Raw genomic sequence first — 16,287 nt, forward strand, 5'->3', positions numbered from 1 at the left:
CAGGATCTACACGAGGTACACGACATGCTGGCAGAACGCATCAAGCAATGGCCTGAACGGTGGGAAGAAAAAGGCCGCCAGGAAGGTCGTCAAGAAGGCGAGCAACGGGGTATCGAGAAGACCGCCCGCAACCTGATCACGCTGGGTGTACTCAGTGATGAACAGATCGCCGAGGCCACGGGGCTGACGGTGGCCGATGTGGAAGGGCTGCGCGAAGAAGACACGCAGTGATCCTGCAGCGAATGGATCATGAACTAGGCAATGTCTGAAAAGTACTGCGCTCGCCCATACGGCGTTAAAAATCGGCATCAAGATGCTCATTTACACCCCGTAAACTCCGCCCTTTCGCCAATTTTTGCCTTGTCTGGCCTTCGCTCGTCGACTTTTCAGACAAAGCCTACGTTTTAGACGGCTCCTTTTGGGGCCGTTGTTGTTTGTGGCCGGGGGATGAGCGCGCCCATGCTGGGTTGGCGAGGTTTTTCATCTTCCGGTTGGTACGCTTTGGCGTCACGATAGGGCGTTGTGCAACGCGACAAGGGGCTCGGCATTGATGTTCAAGCGTATTCTGGTGGTGTGTACGGGCAATATCTGTCGTAGCCCAGTGGCGGCGGCGCTGTTACAGCGGCAGTATCCCGACCGTATGATCGCTACGGCGGGCCTTGGCGCGCGGGTGGGAGAGGGCGTCGAGACGCATTCCCGCGCATTGGCGGAGGCCGAAAAGCCGGAGCTCGCCCAGGCGCTCAAGGCGCATACGGCACGCCAGATCGATGAAACGATGCTGCGCGAGGCGGACTTGATCCTGGTGATGACGGAACGCCAACGTCGCGCGGTGGGCGAGCTGCTGCCCTCAGCGTTCGGCAAGACCATGCTGTTCGGGCGTTGGTTGGCCAATCCGGAAATTTCCGACCCCTATGGCAAGAGCGACGAGGCGTTCACGCATGTGCATCGGCAATTGGTCAACGCAGCCGAAGCGTGGGCGGGGAAGTTGTAGGTTGCTCTCGGGACTGGGTGTATGTCTATAAGTCTTGAATAGAGGTAAGGCTTTGAATATAAAGGATAAAGCACGAAGTTTAACGTAGCTTGAAGCATTTCTTTCCGCTATGCGATAGACTGGTATCAGAATCGGAGGGACGTGATCATGACCAATCGTATTGCAACGGTGCGTAAGCATAAACGACGTGACCGTCTTGAGGACAACCGTTTTTTGATGGACTTTGCCGAGAAAGCTGGCCGCCTGGCTCTTAAGCGACATCAAGAGCGAGGTGAAACTGTCTTTTATGAACACAACGGCCGGCTATTGCGCCATGCGCCAGGGCATAATCCTGAAGTGGTTGATGTTTTGGAAAAGCCAAACTTCGACTTAAGGGAATACTTGTGCAGAGACTGAGGTTGATAGCCGGACCGAATGGGTCCGGTAAAACGACTTTGACTCGTGCGCTGATAAATAACTCTGTCCCCTTGGGGCAATACGTCAACCCAGATGATATAGCTAAGCATATATCCTTTGGGGAGTCAGTCGACCTTGTAAAAGCGCAACTGCCTGAGAATACGACGAAACTACCGCAGTCGTATGAGATTAGTGACGAGGTTTTCCAGTATATCGAGGCGTTAATGGCTCAAAAAATTGCCATTGGTCTCAGACATGACTGGATTGACGCGAACCTCTCTTTGACTTATGAATCCGTGATGAGTCACCCGAGTCATCTTGATTTCGTCGAGACGGCGGCAGATGCTGGTTTTCAACCCTATCTTTATTATATCTGTACGTCTGATCCGAGGATTAATCAAGAGCGTGTCAGGCAGCGTGTCGACTCAGGTGGTCATGACGTGCCATCGGATAAAATAGTAAGCCGCTACCATAATAGTCTTTCCTTGCTCTACGATATGGTGATGAAATGTCGCGAGCCTACTTTTTTGATAATTCCAGCCGGTCCTATAGCCATTTCGCCGAGGTGACACCTGATGGGTTCCTGGATATTTTTGGAAGCCGTTTTGATGAGGTTAACCCTACTTGGTTCATTGAGTCGGTTTTGAAGAAATGGAAGAAAGAGAAAGTACGTTTGGCTTCCTTTTAAAGTGTTCCGCCAGGCAACCGATCGGGCTGTGAGCAATGGATATTCCCCACCAGCGACTAGTGTATTTCCAGGTCACGATCGAGGCGGGGTCGGTGCGTCAGGCGGCGGCGCGGCTGGACATTGCGCCCTCGGCGGTCAGTCGCCAGCTGTCCTTGATCGAGGAGGCGCTGGGCGCGCCGCTGCTGGAGCGTTCGCGGCAAGGCGTGGTGCCGTCTCCGGTGGGGGAGATGCTGCTGGATTACTGCCGCAAGCGCGCGGCACTCGATGATACCTTCAGTGAAGCGTTGGATGCCTACCAGCGGCTGGAAACCGGTCATCTCTCGCTGACGGTCGGGGAGGGTTTCGTCGGGGATCTGCTCGATACGCCGTTGCGCACCTTTACCGAGCGCTATCGCGGGGTGCGTCTGGATGTGAATACGGGCAGTACCAGCGACATCATCGAGGCGGTGGTCGAGGACGAGGCCCATATCGGCTTGATGTACCACGAGCGGCTGCACCCGCAACTGCGTTTCTGGCATTCCAGCCGTCAGCCGCTGGTGGCCTTGATGTCGCCCTCGCATCCCCTGGCGGCTGTCGAGAACGAGCTGCCTCTCGCCACGCTCAGCGAACACCCGATGGCGTTGTGGCGCACCGGCCACGGGGTGCGACAGCTGGTCGATGAGGGCTTTCGTGAGGCGGGCCTGGGGCAGCACGTCACGATGCAGACCAACTCGCTTTCGGTGCTGCTGCATGCGGCCAGGTCGGAACTCACACTCACGCTGCTACCTGCCTTTGCGGCCGCTCGGGAGCTTCAAGACGGGGCGCTGGTGGCGCGCGCCGTCGATTGTGAACGCTTTCGCCAGGCGCACGCGCACATCATCACCCGGGTGGGGCGGCGCATGCCGAAGGCGGGCCTGCAGTTGTTGCGCCACCTGGAGCGCTGGATGCGGGCGTTCAATTCACGGCACGGCACCAGCTCGTGAGGCCGGCCGCCGCCCAGGCGAATGGGCAGCGGCCGGTTCGTCGGCGTCAGCCCACGCCGTTGCCATAGCCCATGGCGACGCTGGCGGTGGGGGCGGTTTCCACCCAGACGCTCTGGGCCACGGTGTACTCCTTGAGTCCTTCCAGGCCGCTGGAGCGCCCGAAGCCGCTGTCGCCGAAGCCGCCGAACGGCGACATGACATTGATCGCCTTGTAGCTGTTGATCCATACCGTGCCTGCCCGCAAGCGCGCGGCGACGCGATGGGCGCGTGCCGGGTCCTGGGTCCAGACGGCGCCGGCCAGGCCGAAGCGCGTGGCATTGGCCAGCCGCACGGCGTCCTCTTCGCTGTCGAACGGCATGATCACCAGTACCGGGCCGAACACTTCCTCCCGGGCGATCGCCATTTCTTCCGTGACATCCGCCAGCACCGTGGGCGCCAGGAAATAGCCCTCGGCATCCGCCGGCAAATCCGCCGGGCGCTGCCCGCCACACAAGAGATTCGCGCCGTGCTGGCGGGCCGCGTCGATCATCGCGGTGACGTGCCGGTACTGCTTGGCGTTCTGTAACGGCCCCATCTGGGTCGCCTCGTCGCTGGGCAGCCCCACGCGGATCTCACCCGCGGCGCGTGCCAGCCGCTCGCAGACCACCTCGAACACCTCGCGCTGCACCAGCAGGCGCGATCCCGCGACGCAACTCTGCCCCGCGGCGGCGAAGATGGCGGCCTGCGCGCCGGCCACGGCCTCGTCGAGCCGGGCGTCGTCGAACACGATGTTGGCCGACTTGCCGCCCAGCTCCAGCACGCTGGGCACCAGACGCTCGGCGCCGGCCTGGGCGATGCGGCGGCCGCTCTCGGGGGAGCCGACGAACACCAGCTTGCTGATGCCGTCATGCCCGGTGAGTGCCGCGCCCGTGGTGGGGCCGACGCCGTTGACGATGTTGATCAGCCCCTTGGGCAGGCCGCTGCGCTCCATCAGCATGGCGATGGCCACCGACGAGAAGGGTGTCATTTCCGAGGGCTTGAGCACGACCCCGTTGCCGGCGGCGATCGCCGGGGCCAGTTGCCAGGCGCAGGTGAACATGGGGGCGTTCCATGGGGTGATCTGACCGACCACGCCATAGGGCACATGACGCACATAGTTGAGGTGCGAAGTGGGGACCGGAATCACGTCGCCGTGCTGCTTGTCGCACCAGCCGGCATAGTATTCGAACATCTCGCGGACCTTGTTTACCTCGCCCCGGCAGTCGCGGATGGGCTTGCCCGCGACCACGCTTTCCAGCTGGGCGAGGGTCTCTTCGTGGTCGCGCAGCGCCCAGGCCGCCGTGGTCATGCGGCGGCCGCGCTCGCTGGCCGTCAGCGACATCCATTCCTGCTGGGCGAGGGTGGCCGCTTCCACGGCATGGGCCACCCGCTCGGCGCCGGCATCGCGATACTCGATCAGCGGCAGCCCGGTCACGGGGTCGAGCAGTTCGATGGGCTCGCCCTGGCCGGGTGCGACTGCCCCCGCGATCCAGTTGCTCAGGGGAGTATCAACATTCATGCCGGCCTGCATGCCCAGCGTGGCCAGCAGCTCGGTGAGGCGTTCGACGGCCGTGGTATTGAGAGCGTTCATCGCGTTTCCTCCTGATTCGCGAAGGGGGCATCCGTCCGTGCCTGGGCCAGGATGGTGTCGGTGATGCGGTTGAAGTCGGCCGCGTCGGGCAGGCCGGCGGCGTCGTCATGCCAGCGCGCCACGACCCGTTCCAGCAGCTCCAGCGGCAGGCCCATGTCATTGGCGGCGTCGCGTGCCAGGCGCAGGTCCTTGCGCATCAGGCCGGTGGTGAACCCCGAGTCGAAGGCGTCGGAGAGAATCCACTTGGGGAAGTTGACCTCGCTGACGGCACTGCGCCCGGAGCTACTGTTCAGCCCGGCCAGGCAGGCCGCCGGGTCGACGCCGGCGCGGGCCGCCAGGGTCACGGCCTCGGCGGTGGTGATCAGGTGAGCCGCGCAGAGATAGTTGTTGGCCAGCTTGACCACATGGCCGCTGCCCGCCGGGCCGACGTGGGTATGGCGTGCCGACATCGCCTCGAGCATGGGGGCGAGCCGTGCGATGGAGGCCGACTCGCCGCCCAGCAGCATGCCGAGGGCGCCGGACGCCGCGCCCGCCGGGCCACCGCTCACCGGTGCGTCGAGCCATTCCAGGCCGGCCTCGACCACCTTGCCGGCCAGCGCGCGGGTGACGGCCGGGTCGCTGGTCGAAGTGTCGACGATGACGCTGCCCCGAGGGGCCCGCTGCAGGAGTCCGGGCGAGGTTTCGATGACCTCGCGGACATGCGCCGAGGTGGGCAGCGAGAGCAGGTAGACGTCCGCCTCGGGCAGGGCGTCCAGGGGCGTGACGGAAAGCCCACGGGCTGCCAGATTGTCCCGCGCCGCGTCGGCGACGTCCGTCCCCGTCACGGTGAAACCGGCGGCATGCAGGGTCATCGCCATGTTGCCGCCCATTTGTCCTAAACCGATCACGACGATGTTCATGTCATCTGTGTTCCTGCCAACTTTGTTCATGCCAGCTCCAGGGTTGTCGTTGTGGCGAATGGATTGCTCGCGTCGTTGTTGATTGCATAGTGGTCGTTCGTATCGTGCTCGTCCGCGCCGACGGCGCCGAAAACCGGCATCGGGGCGCCGGGCCATGCCTCTCAAGGCATGGCAAATGGCATGGAAAAACGTGGTGTTCGCTGGGTATGGACGCCTCGTCAGGGCGCGTCTCGTTCGCTGTTGCCGAGCAGTGTTCTCGCCAGCGCCGCCCAATACGCCACCCCGATGGGCGCCAGGGCATCGTTGAAGTCGTAATGCGGGTTGTGCAGCGACGCGCTGTCCTCGCCGTTGCCCAGCCAGATATAGGCGCCGGGGCGCTGCTGGAGCATGAAGGCGAAGTCCTCCGATGCCATGGAGGGCGGCAGGTCGCGATGCACCCGGCGAATGTCCGGCAGCGTCTCCAGCACCTCGGCACAGCGCGCGGCGTGCGCGGGGGTGTTGAAGGTGGCCGGGTAGCGCGATTGGTAGTCGATGTCGGCCTCCAGGCCATGGAAGGTGGCCATGGCCGCGATCGCCTGCCGAAAACGCGTTTCGAGGTGGTCGCGCAGCTCGGGGTCGAAACAGCGCACGGTGCCGCACAGTTCCACGGTTTCGGGCATGACGTTGTAGGCATCCCCGGCATGGAACTGGGTCACGCTCATCACGGCGGTCTGGTGCGCCGGGGTTTCCCGGCTGACGATACCCTGCAGCTGATTGACCAGTTGGCAGGCCGCCAGTACCACGTCCTTGCCCAGGTGCGGCATGGCGGCATGGCAGCCGTGCCCCGTGAGCTTCACCCGAAAGACATCGAAGGCCGCCATGACCGCCGTGTCGTGGACGGCGGCTTCGCCGACCGCCAGGCCCGGCCAGTTGTGCACGCCGTAGACGGCTTCCATCGGGAAACGCGTGAACAGGCCTTCCTCGACCATGACGCGTCCACCGCCTTCGTTTTCTTCCGCCGGCTGGAAGATGAAGTACACCCGGCCGGCAAAGTCGGGCGCCTCGGCGAGGGCACAGGCCGCGCCCAGCAGCATGGTGGTATGGCCGTCGTGGCCGCAGGCGTGCATCTTGCCGGGCGCCGCCGAGGCATGGTCGACGTCGTTGGCTTCGAGCACGTCCAGGGCGTCGATATCGGCGCGCAGCCCGATGGCGCGCTCGCCGCCATGGCGACCGTCCACCCAGGCGACGACACCGGTGCCGCCGCCGAGGCCGGTGACCATCTCGATACCGGCGTCCTCGAGAATCTCGACGATGCGCGCGCTGGTGCGATGTTCCTCGAACGCGGTTTCCGGCCGGCGATGAAACGCGTGGCGCCATTCGCGCAGCAATGTGGGGGTGACGGTCGTCATAAGGGCCTCCTTGTCTTCCTGCATGCCGTTACAAAAGCGCCTGGGCGACGACGGCCGAGCCGATGAAGGTGCCCGTGAACACCAGCAGCGACACGATGATCAGCTTCCAGCCCACCTGGCGGAACATGGTGAACTCGCGAGACGAGAGCGCCAGGCCGGCATAGGCGAGTACCGGCGTCACGATGGCCAGGAAGCTCACCGCCTGAAGCTGCGCCACGATCCAGGCGCTGCCCGGGAACCAGGGCAGGGTCACGGCGATGCTGACCAGCGACACCCAGGCCACGCCGGGCAGGTAGAAGGGCGCGAAGCGGGTGATGAGCAGCCCCAGCATGGTCATGGCGTAGAGGATCACCATGCCCGGCAAGGCCGCCAGGAGAGAGCCGCCATTGATGGTGTTGCTGACCCAGGCCACCACGCACACCACGGCCATCACGATGGCGGTCTGACCGAGGTGGCGCTCGGGGCGCTCTTCCGCGCTGGGCGGCGTGGCAAGGTCCGGCGCCACCGTCGCCTTGGCACCCGCGGATGTCGCCACGCGCCGGCCGGAACACCATTTGAAGATGCGCTCCGCCAGTGGCAGGGCGATGAACAACGAGATATACAGGCCGGTGGCGTAGGTCAGCAGGTTGCTGGCACCGGCGAAGGCCAGCAGTTCATCGCGCATGGCCGGCAAGGCCCCGGCGATGGCGCCCGAGCACGCCGCCACCATGCTGCCGCTGCCCACGCCGCAGGCCATGGCCAGGGCGCGCGGATCGAAGATATCGAGCGTCGCCAGGTAGCCCGCCATGAGGGCGAACCACAGGGTGCCGAACATGGTGCCCACGACATAGACGCCCATGACTCCGATGCCCTCGGGACCCTTGAGCCCGTATTTGTCGGAGATGATGGCGATGTTGGGCTCGCGTGCGATGGAATACGTCGCGCCGATGGCTTCGCGCCCCATCTTCAGGACGAGCACCGCAAACGGCATGGCGATCAGCATGGTGCCCAGGTTGCCCAGCTCCTGCAGGATCAGGGCGGGCCCCGCGCTGATGATCTGTTCGATGGCCGGGCCGATGGTGGAGCCGAACCGGGCGATGAACGGCATGATCGAGAGCAGGATGATCGGCGCCGCCGCCTCGCTCAGCTTCACCGGCACCACCTTTGAGGTCGCCGAAAAGAGGTGAGGGTTGACCAGCAGGCCGATGATGAAGGCGTAGAACAGCGGCAACAGCAGTAGGCTGCCGGGGCCGAGGGGGATCTTGATGATGCCGATGGCTTCCGAGATCAGGGAGGCCACCGCCACCAGGACGTGCAGGCGCCAGTCGAGGAGCAGGGAAAGCTTCATGGTGTCGTCCTGTTGTTGTAATAGAAGGCGTTGTCATGGCGGAAACGATGAACGGTCACCGGTCGTGGCTGTTCATTTCCGTCACCCCGAGTATCGAAGGGGGTGGTGTTCGAATAAAAGGAGAAAAGCGTTCTAATTAATAGATCATGCGAAGCGGCCCCTTTTTGGGGCCGTTTGCGTTTCCAGGGGGATGCGTTGCGGCGTTAGCCGTCGGCCATGAGCCCGTCGTCGAGTTCGAAGGCGGTCAGATTGCCAAGGGTGGCGTTCTTGCGGTTGCCGTGCCCGATTAGTGCGGTTTGCGGCGGGCGCTGGTGAGTCCGGATCGCGGGAATGTCGGTGGTGCGGCCGGTGTTTTCGAAGGTGCAGTCGCGGAAGGTGAGGATGTTGCTTTGCTTGGCCAGGAAGACGCCTGGGGCGGCATCGAGGATGATCATCGGCCCGTGCTCCGCGAGGTTCTTCCTGAAGCGACAGGTATCGAAACTCGCGACATGCCGCGGATTGCGCTTGTCGCTGTTGTGCAGGTAAAGGTGCCCGCCGCCGGGGGAGAAGTCGAATCGACAGCGGCGGTAACGATGCTGTTGCGTGGTATCGAAGATGTCGAAGCGCGTCACGCCGTCGCCGAGTCGGCAGGCGTCTACATCGAGCGTCTCGAAGGCTTTGACCCAGCCGGCGGAGATCTCGCAGTCATGCAGGCTGATGCGCTCGGCGGGGATATGGAACAGCCGCGCGTGAATGTCGCTCAAGGTGCAAGCGCGCAGGTGCGACGGGCCGATGAGCTTGAAACCCACGGCGGCGGGCGCATCGGTGTCGCCGTGTCGGCTCTGGAAGTGGGCGAGATGCAGCGTGCCTTTGAAGCCATCGGCGGCCACGACGGAGGCATAGCTGGCGCGAATGCTCTCATGACGGCGAGGATGGAACCGTTGCCAGGTTTCGTCGATATGGCGGATGTCGATATGCCCGTCGCCCATGAGCGATAAGGTGTTGCCACTGCGTCGGCGGCCATGCAGCAAGGTGGTCAAGCGCTGCCCGGTGAGGCGGCTGGCGGGGAGGTCCATCTCGATGCAAAAGCCCCTGGCGACATCGCGTGCCAGGCAGTCATCGACGCTATGGCGCACGGGAATGCCGTGCAAGTCGCTGAGTAAATATCCGTCGCCGGTGGTTTCGGCGATGCACCCGCGCAGGGAAAAGGACCCGACGCCCAGCGCCGGCGTGCGACCGGTGGTGGCGACGAAACCATGGTGCGTCGTATTGCGTGAGCGGCAATCGATAAAACGCACGTTATTGCTGTTTTCAGCCCAGAAGCCAGCGTTGTACTCGTCATCGCCGTAATCGATGCTGGCATGATGGCCATTTTCGGCAACACAGTCGACGAAGTCGATGCGCTCGCTGAGGATGTGCTCTGGACTCTCGCCGTAAGTGTCGGAGACGAAGCCGATGCGGGTGAAGTCTCTTGCCTGGCAGCGTTCGACGAGGCCATCGCTGGCGTCGACGATGAAGAACCCGTCGCCGTAGTTGCCGCGCGCATGCTCAGCGACGATGTCGCGGAGTACGAAGTGGTGCGCGCCCACGCGCAGGCAGGCCAGAGGCGAGCGGCGGCAGACGAGGTCGTGGGCGGTGACGTCGTGGCCCATGAGATCCAATGGCAGGCAGCCGGTAAAGGCATCGTGATTGGCGGTGCTCCACCGGATGGGGTCGTCGCTGACATTGCCATCCAGAGTCATGCCGGAGAGAGTGGCGCCATCCTCGATCTCGACCAGCGACCCTCGCGTGTCACCGGTATAACGAATGGTGGTCCGCGTGACTCCTGCGCCGGTCACGCGAATGCCCGTGAAGCGCAATCCGGTGCCCGATGAGGCATAGTCGCCCGCGGCAAAGATGACATCGCGCCGCTGGACACTGGCGGCCCGGGCCAGTTGCTTCAAGGCCGGATACTGATCGCTGCCGTCGCCGCGCGCGCCGAACATGGCCGGTGTGAGCGTATCGTCGAGGCGCCTTAGAAAGCGTCCGCCGGCCTGGCCATGGGCACTAAAAGACGTGCCGCCATCTTCGGTGCGCTGTTCATTGGCGTACCAGATGAACCGTCCCCCGCCGAGGGGGTCCCCTGGGTGGAAACCGGCGACCTCGATGCGTTGTCCATCTCGAAGCTGACCAGCGTCGAGTGTTTGCATGTCGGCGATGGAGTCGACCTGTATCGCTCCAGTCTCGCCATGGGGCGTGTTTCCCTTCCTTTCGCCTTTTTCCATCCCCAGGGCGTGCCCCGGTACCAGACCGGAGGCGGTCAGTACGACGCTGCCGTGTAATAGGCGAACCAAGAGCCGTCTTCTTGAAGTGTTCATATCGTCTCCCTGACATAATCGCCTAGCGTAGGTGAGGTTTTGTTGGGGAGTCAGGTGAAATGCTTGCTGCGTGGCGACGTATTTTTCTCATTGGCATTGCGTTGCGTATTTGTCGTTATTCAGTAGGCTGGTGGCAGATGAAGTTTCTTTTCATATTTAATGAGGTCGTTTGGTATGGATTGATGAGTGGGCTTTAAGCATAAGGTGCGACTGGGAATGATCTATGCTTTTGGCGGCTTTGGGTATTATTAATATAGGGCGCGTTTACCATTAAAACCGTCTGGCTATGAATGTGGACGCTTTGTAACTTGTTTGGCGAAAACCCGGTAATTTTAGCCCTCTTCAATGGGCGGCACGGGACACTGAAAAGGTGGCGTCAATCATGTTCAATAAGCATAAAGTGTTCGAGAAGCTGGATAGTTCGGCGTGGGGGGGAGGTGAGTCGTTACTGTCGGGGGGCGAGACATTCGATACGCGCTACGAGCGGCGCCATTCGCGCTGGTATGAGCAGTGCGTGATGGGCACGCCTTTCCACTTCGTCGTGGGGTTGCCGCTGGTGGTGCTGGTGCCGCCCTGGATGGTACATGGAGGGAACTTCTGGCGCGGCATGGCCCCGGAACTTGCCACGACGCTATGGGCGGTGGGGGCGGCATTTTTGGTCACGCTTTTCTTCTTGCGCCGCATGACGCGCTTCCCCGGCACTCAGGCCTCCATATTCGCCGTGCCGCTGGTCAGCATGGTATTTGCGGCGGCCTGGGCGCTACTGTTCGGGGCCGAACGTTTGGATGCGAGTGTGTTGTGGGGCGGCTACGCCGCCAGTCTGGTGTGGTTTTTTATCGGTTACATGGCAGTTCAGCGGCTGCGGCGCCCGCGTTTCGCAGTGGTGCCGTTGGGTGACGCGCGTCATCTGAACGAGATCGAAGGCGGCGAGTTGTCTCGGCTCGAGGCCCCGCGCCTGGGCGCGCAGCGTATCGACGGGATCGTCGCGGATCTGCGCAGCGATGCGCTCAATCACGAGTGGATACGCTTCTTGACCAAGTGCCTGTTGCATGGGATTCCGGTCTACCAACTCAAGCAGCTCGACGAGTCGCGTACCGGACGCGTCAGGCTCGAGCACTTGGCGGATACGGAGCTGACTTCGTTGCTGCCGTCGCCACTTTACAGCACATGCAAGCGCGGCCTGGATCTGTGCGGTGCCTTGCTGCTGTTGCCGCTGCTGGCGCCCATCATGCTGGCCACGGCGTGGGCCATTCGTCGTGACAGCCCGGGATCGGTGTTTTTCCTGCAATGGCGCATGGGGCACCGCGGCCGTCCATTTCGTATCTACAAGTTCCGCAGCATGTACTGCGACATGAAGGGGAAAGAGTTCGCCTCCGGCGAGGACGATCCGCGCATTACCCCCGTGGGCAAGGTCATTCGCAAGTACCGTCTGGATGAATTGCCGCAACTGCTCAACGTACTCAAGGGGGACATGAGTTTCATTGGCCCGCGTCCCGAGCCGGTGGATCTCTCGCAGTGGTACGAGAAGGACATACCGCTTTTCAGCTATCGACGTGTCGTCAGGCCGGGTATTTCGGGCTGGGCCCAGGTCGAGCAGGGCTATGCCGCGGAGGTCGATGACATGGCCATCAAGTTGCAGTACGACCTCTATTACATCAAGCATTTCTCACTGTGGCTCGATGTGCTGATTTTACTGCGCACGTTGAAAACGATCGGTACCGGGTTCGGGGCGCGCTGAGGCGTGCTGCGTCGAGCCTGAATTGAGGCATGCCCCATGACGCCCCCGTCTTTTGTACGGGGGCGTTTCATTCTATGCGTTTTGATTTGAACGTTGCGTTTCTCATACTTTTTTGTGGCTGGATTTTCGTGTTGAACGGATGAATTTTCTCGTTAAAAGGCGCGGTTCGGTGACGAGTAAAATCCAATGTAAACAGTGTGTGAATTCAGCCTATGAAACGTTACACAGCGAATAGAATGAAGTGCGCAACACCGTTTTAATGTAAACGAAAAAGTCGCACGTCAATCAAGATGTTCGCAGCCAATATATGGCGTGATGCGAGATGGGCGTGCCGCAGGGTACAAGCAAGAAAACTATTTGCAGTTAATGGTTATTGCCCGGGAGATAGGGTGTCGCTCCAGGGCGGTAGCGTGGGTAAAAGAACGTTAAGCCCTAACAAAATGACGAGTGAGGGAATCGGCATGATTGCAAGCCGCATGGAATATCGTTCGGGATGGAGAAAGCCGCTGTTGGGACTTTCTTTGCTGGTGGTGCTGTCGGGTTGTGCGTTCGCTCCCGGTAGCCATATGGGGTATGACACGCAGGGGGAAAATCTTTCCGATAATATCGAGATCAAGCCGATCACGCCGAGTCTGGTCAAGACGCTGGCCGCGACAGAAGATGACTTGCGCGATTCGTTGTTCGAGTACAGCGAAAATGCGGTGCCCGAAAGCGATCTCGATTATGACTATCTGATAGGCCGCGGCGATATTCTCAGTGTGGTGGTATATGACCATCCTGAACTGACGATTCCCGCCGGTAGCGAACGCAGCGCGGAAGAGTCGGGCAATGTGGTGCATTCGGACGGCACCATCTTCTATCCCTACATCGGCACGGTGGATGTCGCGGGACGTACCGTGCGCGATGTCCGTAGCGAAATTCAGCGCCGTCTCGAAGGCTACATCGCCCAGCCCCAGGTGGATGTGAAAGTCGCTGCCTTCAATGCTCAAAAGGCCTATGTCACGGGCCAGGTCGAGCAGGCCGGTGCGCAGCCGATCACCAATATCCCGCTGCGGGTGCTGGATGCGCTCAGCAGCGTGGGCGGTCTCACCCAGGGCGGGGATTGGCACAATGTCGTGCTGACGCGTAACGGTGAAGAGATACACCTCTCTGTGTACGACATGCTGGTCAATGGCCATATGGGGCAAAACCTGTTGCTTCAGGATGGCGACGTACTGCATGTACCGGTGGTCGGCAATCAGCAGGTCTATGTGATGGGGGAAGTCAACACCCCGACGGCGGTGCCGATGCCCAACACGCGCTTCTCGCTGACCAATGCCTTGTCCCAGGCCGGTGGCATCAACGAGAACAGCGCCGATGCCTCGGGGATCTTCGTGATTCGCCGCAATCATGATGTCGACAGCGATATCTTCGCCACCGTCTATCAGCTCAACGCCAAGAACGCCATCTCCTTCGCGCTGGGAGCCGAATTCATCCTGCAGCCCACCGATGTGGTGTATGTCACCGCCGCGCCGATCGCGCGCTGGAATCGCGTCATCAGCCAGATCCTGCCGAGTGTGACGGCGATCTATCAGATAACGCAGGCCACGCGTGACATCCAAGACATCGACGACAACTTGTAAGCCGTCTGTGTCTCGAGACCCGCCATCGCCGCCCATGGCACGGTGCCGGGTCTTGGACCCACATTCTCATGGAGTGGGAATTCTATGAATCTCAATGTACCTGCCCCACAAACCAGCAAGACCGACAATGACATGGAGCTAGGGCGCATCCTGGGCTTGTTGTTCGATGCCAAGGGACTAGTGATCTGTCTGATCGTGCTGTTTGCGCTCGTGGGGACGGCGTATGCCTTCTTCGCAACGCCCATCTTCCGAGCCGACTCGTTGGTTCAGGTGGAAACCAAGACCCCCAAGAATCCGCTCGCGGATGCCACGGCGGCCGCCATGATGCCGCAATTGCCGCCCTCGCGCGCGGAAATGGAAATCATGAAATCGCGCATGGTGCTCGGTCATGCCGTGGATATACTCAACCTCGACATTCGCGTCGAACCGGTACGCGTGCCGATCATCGGTGGGTTTCTGCAACGCCACCAGATCGTTGCGCCCGCGTTCGCCCAGGACTGGGGCTACGCCTGGGGCAATGATCATATCGCGCTTGCCGGCATGCCGGTGGCCGATGACTACCTGGGCAAGACCTTCACTCTCGAAGTGCTCGACGAGACCCGCTATGCCCTGCATTACCGGGGGGAACGCCTGGGCGAGGGGCGCGTCGGTGAGGAAGCGAGCTTTCTCGGCGGTGCGGTGGGCCTGGACGTCGAGACGATCGCGGCGTCGCCAGGCGCGACTTTCACGCTGACGCATGCCCAGCGCGTGGTGGCTGTCGATACGCTGCGCGATAACTTCGGTGTGGCTGAACAAGGCAATGGCACGGGGATCATTGCCTGGAGCTTGACCGACCCGTCGCCGGCCCTGGCTGAGCGGGTGTTGGCCACCATCGGTGACATCTACGTCACGCAGAACATCCAGCGTCAGTCCGAGGAGGCGCGCAAGAGCCTGGAGTTCTTGAGCCAGCAGGTGCCCGAAGTTCGCGGCGAACTGGCCGGTGCCGAGCAGCAGCTCAATGCCTATCGCTCCGAGCACGATAGCGTGGATATTTCCATGGAAACCAAGTCGGTGCTCGATCGTGTGGTCAACCTGGAAAGCCAGCTCAATGAGTTGGAATTCGCGGAAGCCGAGATTTCCCGACGCTTCACGCCCAGTCACCCGACGTATGCCGCTTTGCTGGAGAAGAAGGCGCAGCTCAAGAAGGAATTGAACACGCTGGAAGAGCGGATCAACGGCATGCCGGAGACCCAGCAGCAGGTCTTGCGCATGCAGCGTGATGTCTCCGTCAACCAGGCGATCTACGTCCAGTTGCGCAACAAGGTCCAGGAAATGCAGATCGCCGAGGCGAGCACCGTCGGCAACGTGCGGGTACTCGATGAGGCGGCTGCGTTTCCGCGCCCGGTGGCGCCCAACAAGTTCATGATCATCGCGCTGGCGACGGTGGTGGGTGCGGTGTTCGCGGTGGCCGTGGTGATGCTGCGGGCGATGTTCAATCGCGGCCTGGAAAGCCCCGACCAGCTCGAACAACTGGGCTTGCCCGTCTATGCCATCGTGCCCAAGTCGGACGATCAGAACAAACTCAATCGGCGTATTCGTCGTGGTAGCCGCACGCAGAGCGTACCGGCGGGGTTGCTGGCTTGGCATCGCCCCTTGGATGTGTCGATCGAGGCACTGCGCAGCCTGCGTACCAGCCTGCATTTCGCGATGCTCGACAGCACCGACAATCGCTTGATGATCACCGGGCCGAGTCCGGGCGTGGGCAAGAGCTTCATCGCAGCCAACCTGGCGGCGGTGTGCGCCCAGAACGGCCAGCGCGTGTTGGTGATCGACGGCGACATGCGCAAGGGGCAGATGCACAAGGTCTTCAAGGGCGCCTCCGAGGATGGCTTGAGTGAGGTGCTTGCCGGCCGCCATAGCCTGGCCGAGATGGTGCGTGTGGTGGAGAGTGTCGATGGTCTCGAGTACTTGGCCCGCGGCGTGGTGCCCCCCAATGCCTCGGAACTGCTGGCCTCATCGCGTTTCACCGAATTGCTGGCCACGGCCAGCGAGCGCTATGACCTGGTGATCGTCGACTCGCCGCCGGTGCTGGCTGTGACCGATGCCACGGTGATCGGCAAGCGGGTGGGCACGACGCTGATGGTGGCACGCTTCCAGGTCAATCCGCCCAAGGAAGTCGAGCTGGCCATGCGTCGTCTGGATACCGGCGGGGTGCGCGTCAAAGGAGCGATCCTCAATGGTCTGGAGCGCAAGGCGGCCACCGCCTACACCTATGGCTATTACAACTATTCCTATCACTAACCTCACCATGCGTCTCGTCAACCGGCCTTACGTTGCCATCGCGCGTGCTAG

At 61.8% G+C, this 16,287-nt stretch carries 12 protein-coding genes and 1 pseudogene; 8 read left to right on the forward strand and 5 right to left on the reverse strand.

Features of this window, described 5'->3' with window-relative positions:
- From C8E00_RS02755 to C8E00_RS02775, 5 genes and pseudogenes are all read left to right on the forward strand, one after another.
- A pseudogene (locus tag C8E00_RS02755) lies at positions 1-231 on the forward strand (Rpn family recombination-promoting nuclease/putative transposase); the annotation flags it as partial.
- Positions 232-550: 319 nt separating this feature from the next.
- Positions 551-991, forward strand: coding sequence for a low molecular weight protein-tyrosine-phosphatase (locus tag C8E00_RS02760; protein WP_133694193.1), 441 nt, complete (start codon positions 551-553; stop codon positions 989-991).
- A gap of 147 nt (positions 992-1,138) precedes the next feature.
- Positions 1,139-1,387, forward strand: a complete 249-nt coding sequence (locus C8E00_RS02765; protein ID WP_133694196.1) for a hypothetical protein — start codon at positions 1,139-1,141, stop codon at positions 1,385-1,387.
- Complete coding sequence (locus tag C8E00_RS02770; protein ID WP_279586099.1) at positions 1,375-1,956, forward strand: ATPase; 582 nt, start codon at positions 1,375-1,377, stop codon at positions 1,954-1,956. The genes C8E00_RS02765 and C8E00_RS02770 overlap by 13 nt, the downstream gene beginning before the upstream one ends.
- A gap of 154 nt (positions 1,957-2,110) precedes the next feature.
- Positions 2,111-3,037: a LysR family transcriptional regulator gene (locus tag C8E00_RS02775; RefSeq protein ID WP_133694200.1), complete on the forward strand. Its 927-nt coding sequence runs from the start codon at positions 2,111-2,113 to the stop codon at positions 3,035-3,037.
- A gap of 46 nt (positions 3,038-3,083) precedes the next feature.
- On the opposite strand, the gene C8E00_RS02780 is transcribed toward C8E00_RS02775, so the two are convergent.
- The 5 genes from C8E00_RS02780 to C8E00_RS02800 all read right to left on the reverse strand — a co-directional run bounded on the left by C8E00_RS02780 (position 3,084) and on the right by C8E00_RS02800 (position 10,596).
- Positions 3,084-4,646, reverse strand: coding sequence for an aldehyde dehydrogenase family protein (locus tag C8E00_RS02780; RefSeq protein ID WP_133694202.1), 1,563 nt, complete (start codon positions 4,644-4,646; stop codon positions 3,084-3,086).
- Positions 4,643-5,575, reverse strand: coding sequence for an NAD(P)-dependent oxidoreductase (locus tag C8E00_RS02785; RefSeq protein ID WP_133694205.1), 933 nt, complete (start codon positions 5,573-5,575; stop codon positions 4,643-4,645). The genes C8E00_RS02780 and C8E00_RS02785 overlap by 4 nt, the downstream gene beginning before the upstream one ends.
- A gap of 188 nt (positions 5,576-5,763) precedes the next feature.
- Positions 5,764-6,933: a M20 aminoacylase family protein gene (locus C8E00_RS02790; protein WP_133694207.1), complete on the reverse strand. Its 1,170-nt coding sequence runs from the start codon at positions 6,931-6,933 to the stop codon at positions 5,764-5,766.
- 28 nt (positions 6,934-6,961) lie between these two features.
- On the reverse strand, positions 6,962-8,260 hold the full coding sequence (locus C8E00_RS16700; protein ID WP_133694209.1) for a DUF3100 domain-containing protein: 1,299 nt from the start codon (positions 8,258-8,260) through the stop codon (positions 6,962-6,964).
- Positions 8,261-8,463: 203 nt separating this feature from the next.
- Positions 8,464-10,596, reverse strand: a complete 2,133-nt coding sequence (locus tag C8E00_RS02800) for a right-handed parallel beta-helix repeat-containing protein (protein ID WP_133694212.1) — start codon at positions 10,594-10,596, stop codon at positions 8,464-8,466.
- A gap of 382 nt (positions 10,597-10,978) precedes the next feature.
- Between C8E00_RS02800 and C8E00_RS02805 the strand changes: the two genes are divergently transcribed.
- The 3 genes from C8E00_RS02805 (at position 10,979) to C8E00_RS02815 (ending at position 16,236) form a co-directional block, all read left to right on the forward strand.
- Positions 10,979-12,334: an exopolysaccharide biosynthesis polyprenyl glycosylphosphotransferase gene (locus C8E00_RS02805; protein ID WP_133694214.1), complete on the forward strand. Its 1,356-nt coding sequence runs from the start codon at positions 10,979-10,981 to the stop codon at positions 12,332-12,334.
- Positions 12,335-12,795: 461 nt separating this feature from the next.
- Positions 12,796-13,956 carry a polysaccharide export protein gene (locus tag C8E00_RS02810; RefSeq protein ID WP_243833089.1) on the forward strand — a complete coding sequence of 387 codons (1,161 nt, stop codon included), beginning with the start codon at positions 12,796-12,798 and terminating at the stop codon, positions 13,954-13,956.
- Between the two features lie 84 nt (positions 13,957-14,040).
- Entirely contained in the window at positions 14,041-16,236 is a 2,196-nt protein-coding gene (locus C8E00_RS02815) for a polysaccharide biosynthesis tyrosine autokinase (protein WP_133694217.1), read from the forward strand.
- Positions 16,237-16,287 lie beyond the last annotated feature (51 nt).

The organism is Chromohalobacter marismortui, from assembly GCF_004364315.1.
GTDB classification, from domain to species: Bacteria; Pseudomonadota; Gammaproteobacteria; order Pseudomonadales; family Halomonadaceae; genus Chromohalobacter; species Chromohalobacter marismortui.

Bases quoted from the DNA above. Each gene is read 5' to 3' on its own strand.
- C8E00_RS02760 (WP_133694193.1), top strand. From the start codon at position 551: ATGTTCAAGCGTATTCTGGTGGTGTGTACGGGCAATATCTGTCGTAGC.
- C8E00_RS02765 (WP_133694196.1), top strand. From the start codon at position 1,139: ATGACCAATCGTATTGCAACGGTGCGTAAGCATAAACGACGTGACCGT.
- C8E00_RS02775 (WP_133694200.1), top strand. From the start codon at position 2,111: ATGGATATTCCCCACCAGCGACTAGTGTATTTCCAGGTCACGATCGAG.
- C8E00_RS02780 (WP_133694202.1), bottom strand. From the start codon at position 4,646: ATGAACGCTCTCAATACCACGGCCGTCGAACGCCTCACCGAGCTGCTG.
- C8E00_RS02785 (WP_133694205.1), bottom strand. From the start codon at position 5,575: ATGAACAAAGTTGGCAGGAACACAGATGACATGAACATCGTCGTGATC.
- C8E00_RS02790 (WP_133694207.1), bottom strand. From the start codon at position 6,933: ATGACGACCGTCACCCCCACATTGCTGCGCGAATGGCGCCACGCGTTT.
- C8E00_RS16700 (WP_133694209.1), bottom strand. From the start codon at position 8,260: ATGAAGCTTTCCCTGCTCCTCGACTGGCGCCTGCACGTCCTGGTGGCG.
- C8E00_RS02800 (WP_133694212.1), bottom strand. From the start codon at position 10,596: ATGAACACTTCAAGAAGACGGCTCTTGGTTCGCCTATTACACGGCAGC.
- C8E00_RS02805 (WP_133694214.1), top strand. From the start codon at position 10,979: ATGTTCAATAAGCATAAAGTGTTCGAGAAGCTGGATAGTTCGGCGTGG.
- C8E00_RS02810 (WP_243833089.1), top strand. From the start codon at position 12,796: ATGATTGCAAGCCGCATGGAATATCGTTCGGGATGGAGAAAGCCGCTG.
- C8E00_RS02815 (WP_133694217.1), top strand. From the start codon at position 14,041: ATGAATCTCAATGTACCTGCCCCACAAACCAGCAAGACCGACAATGAC.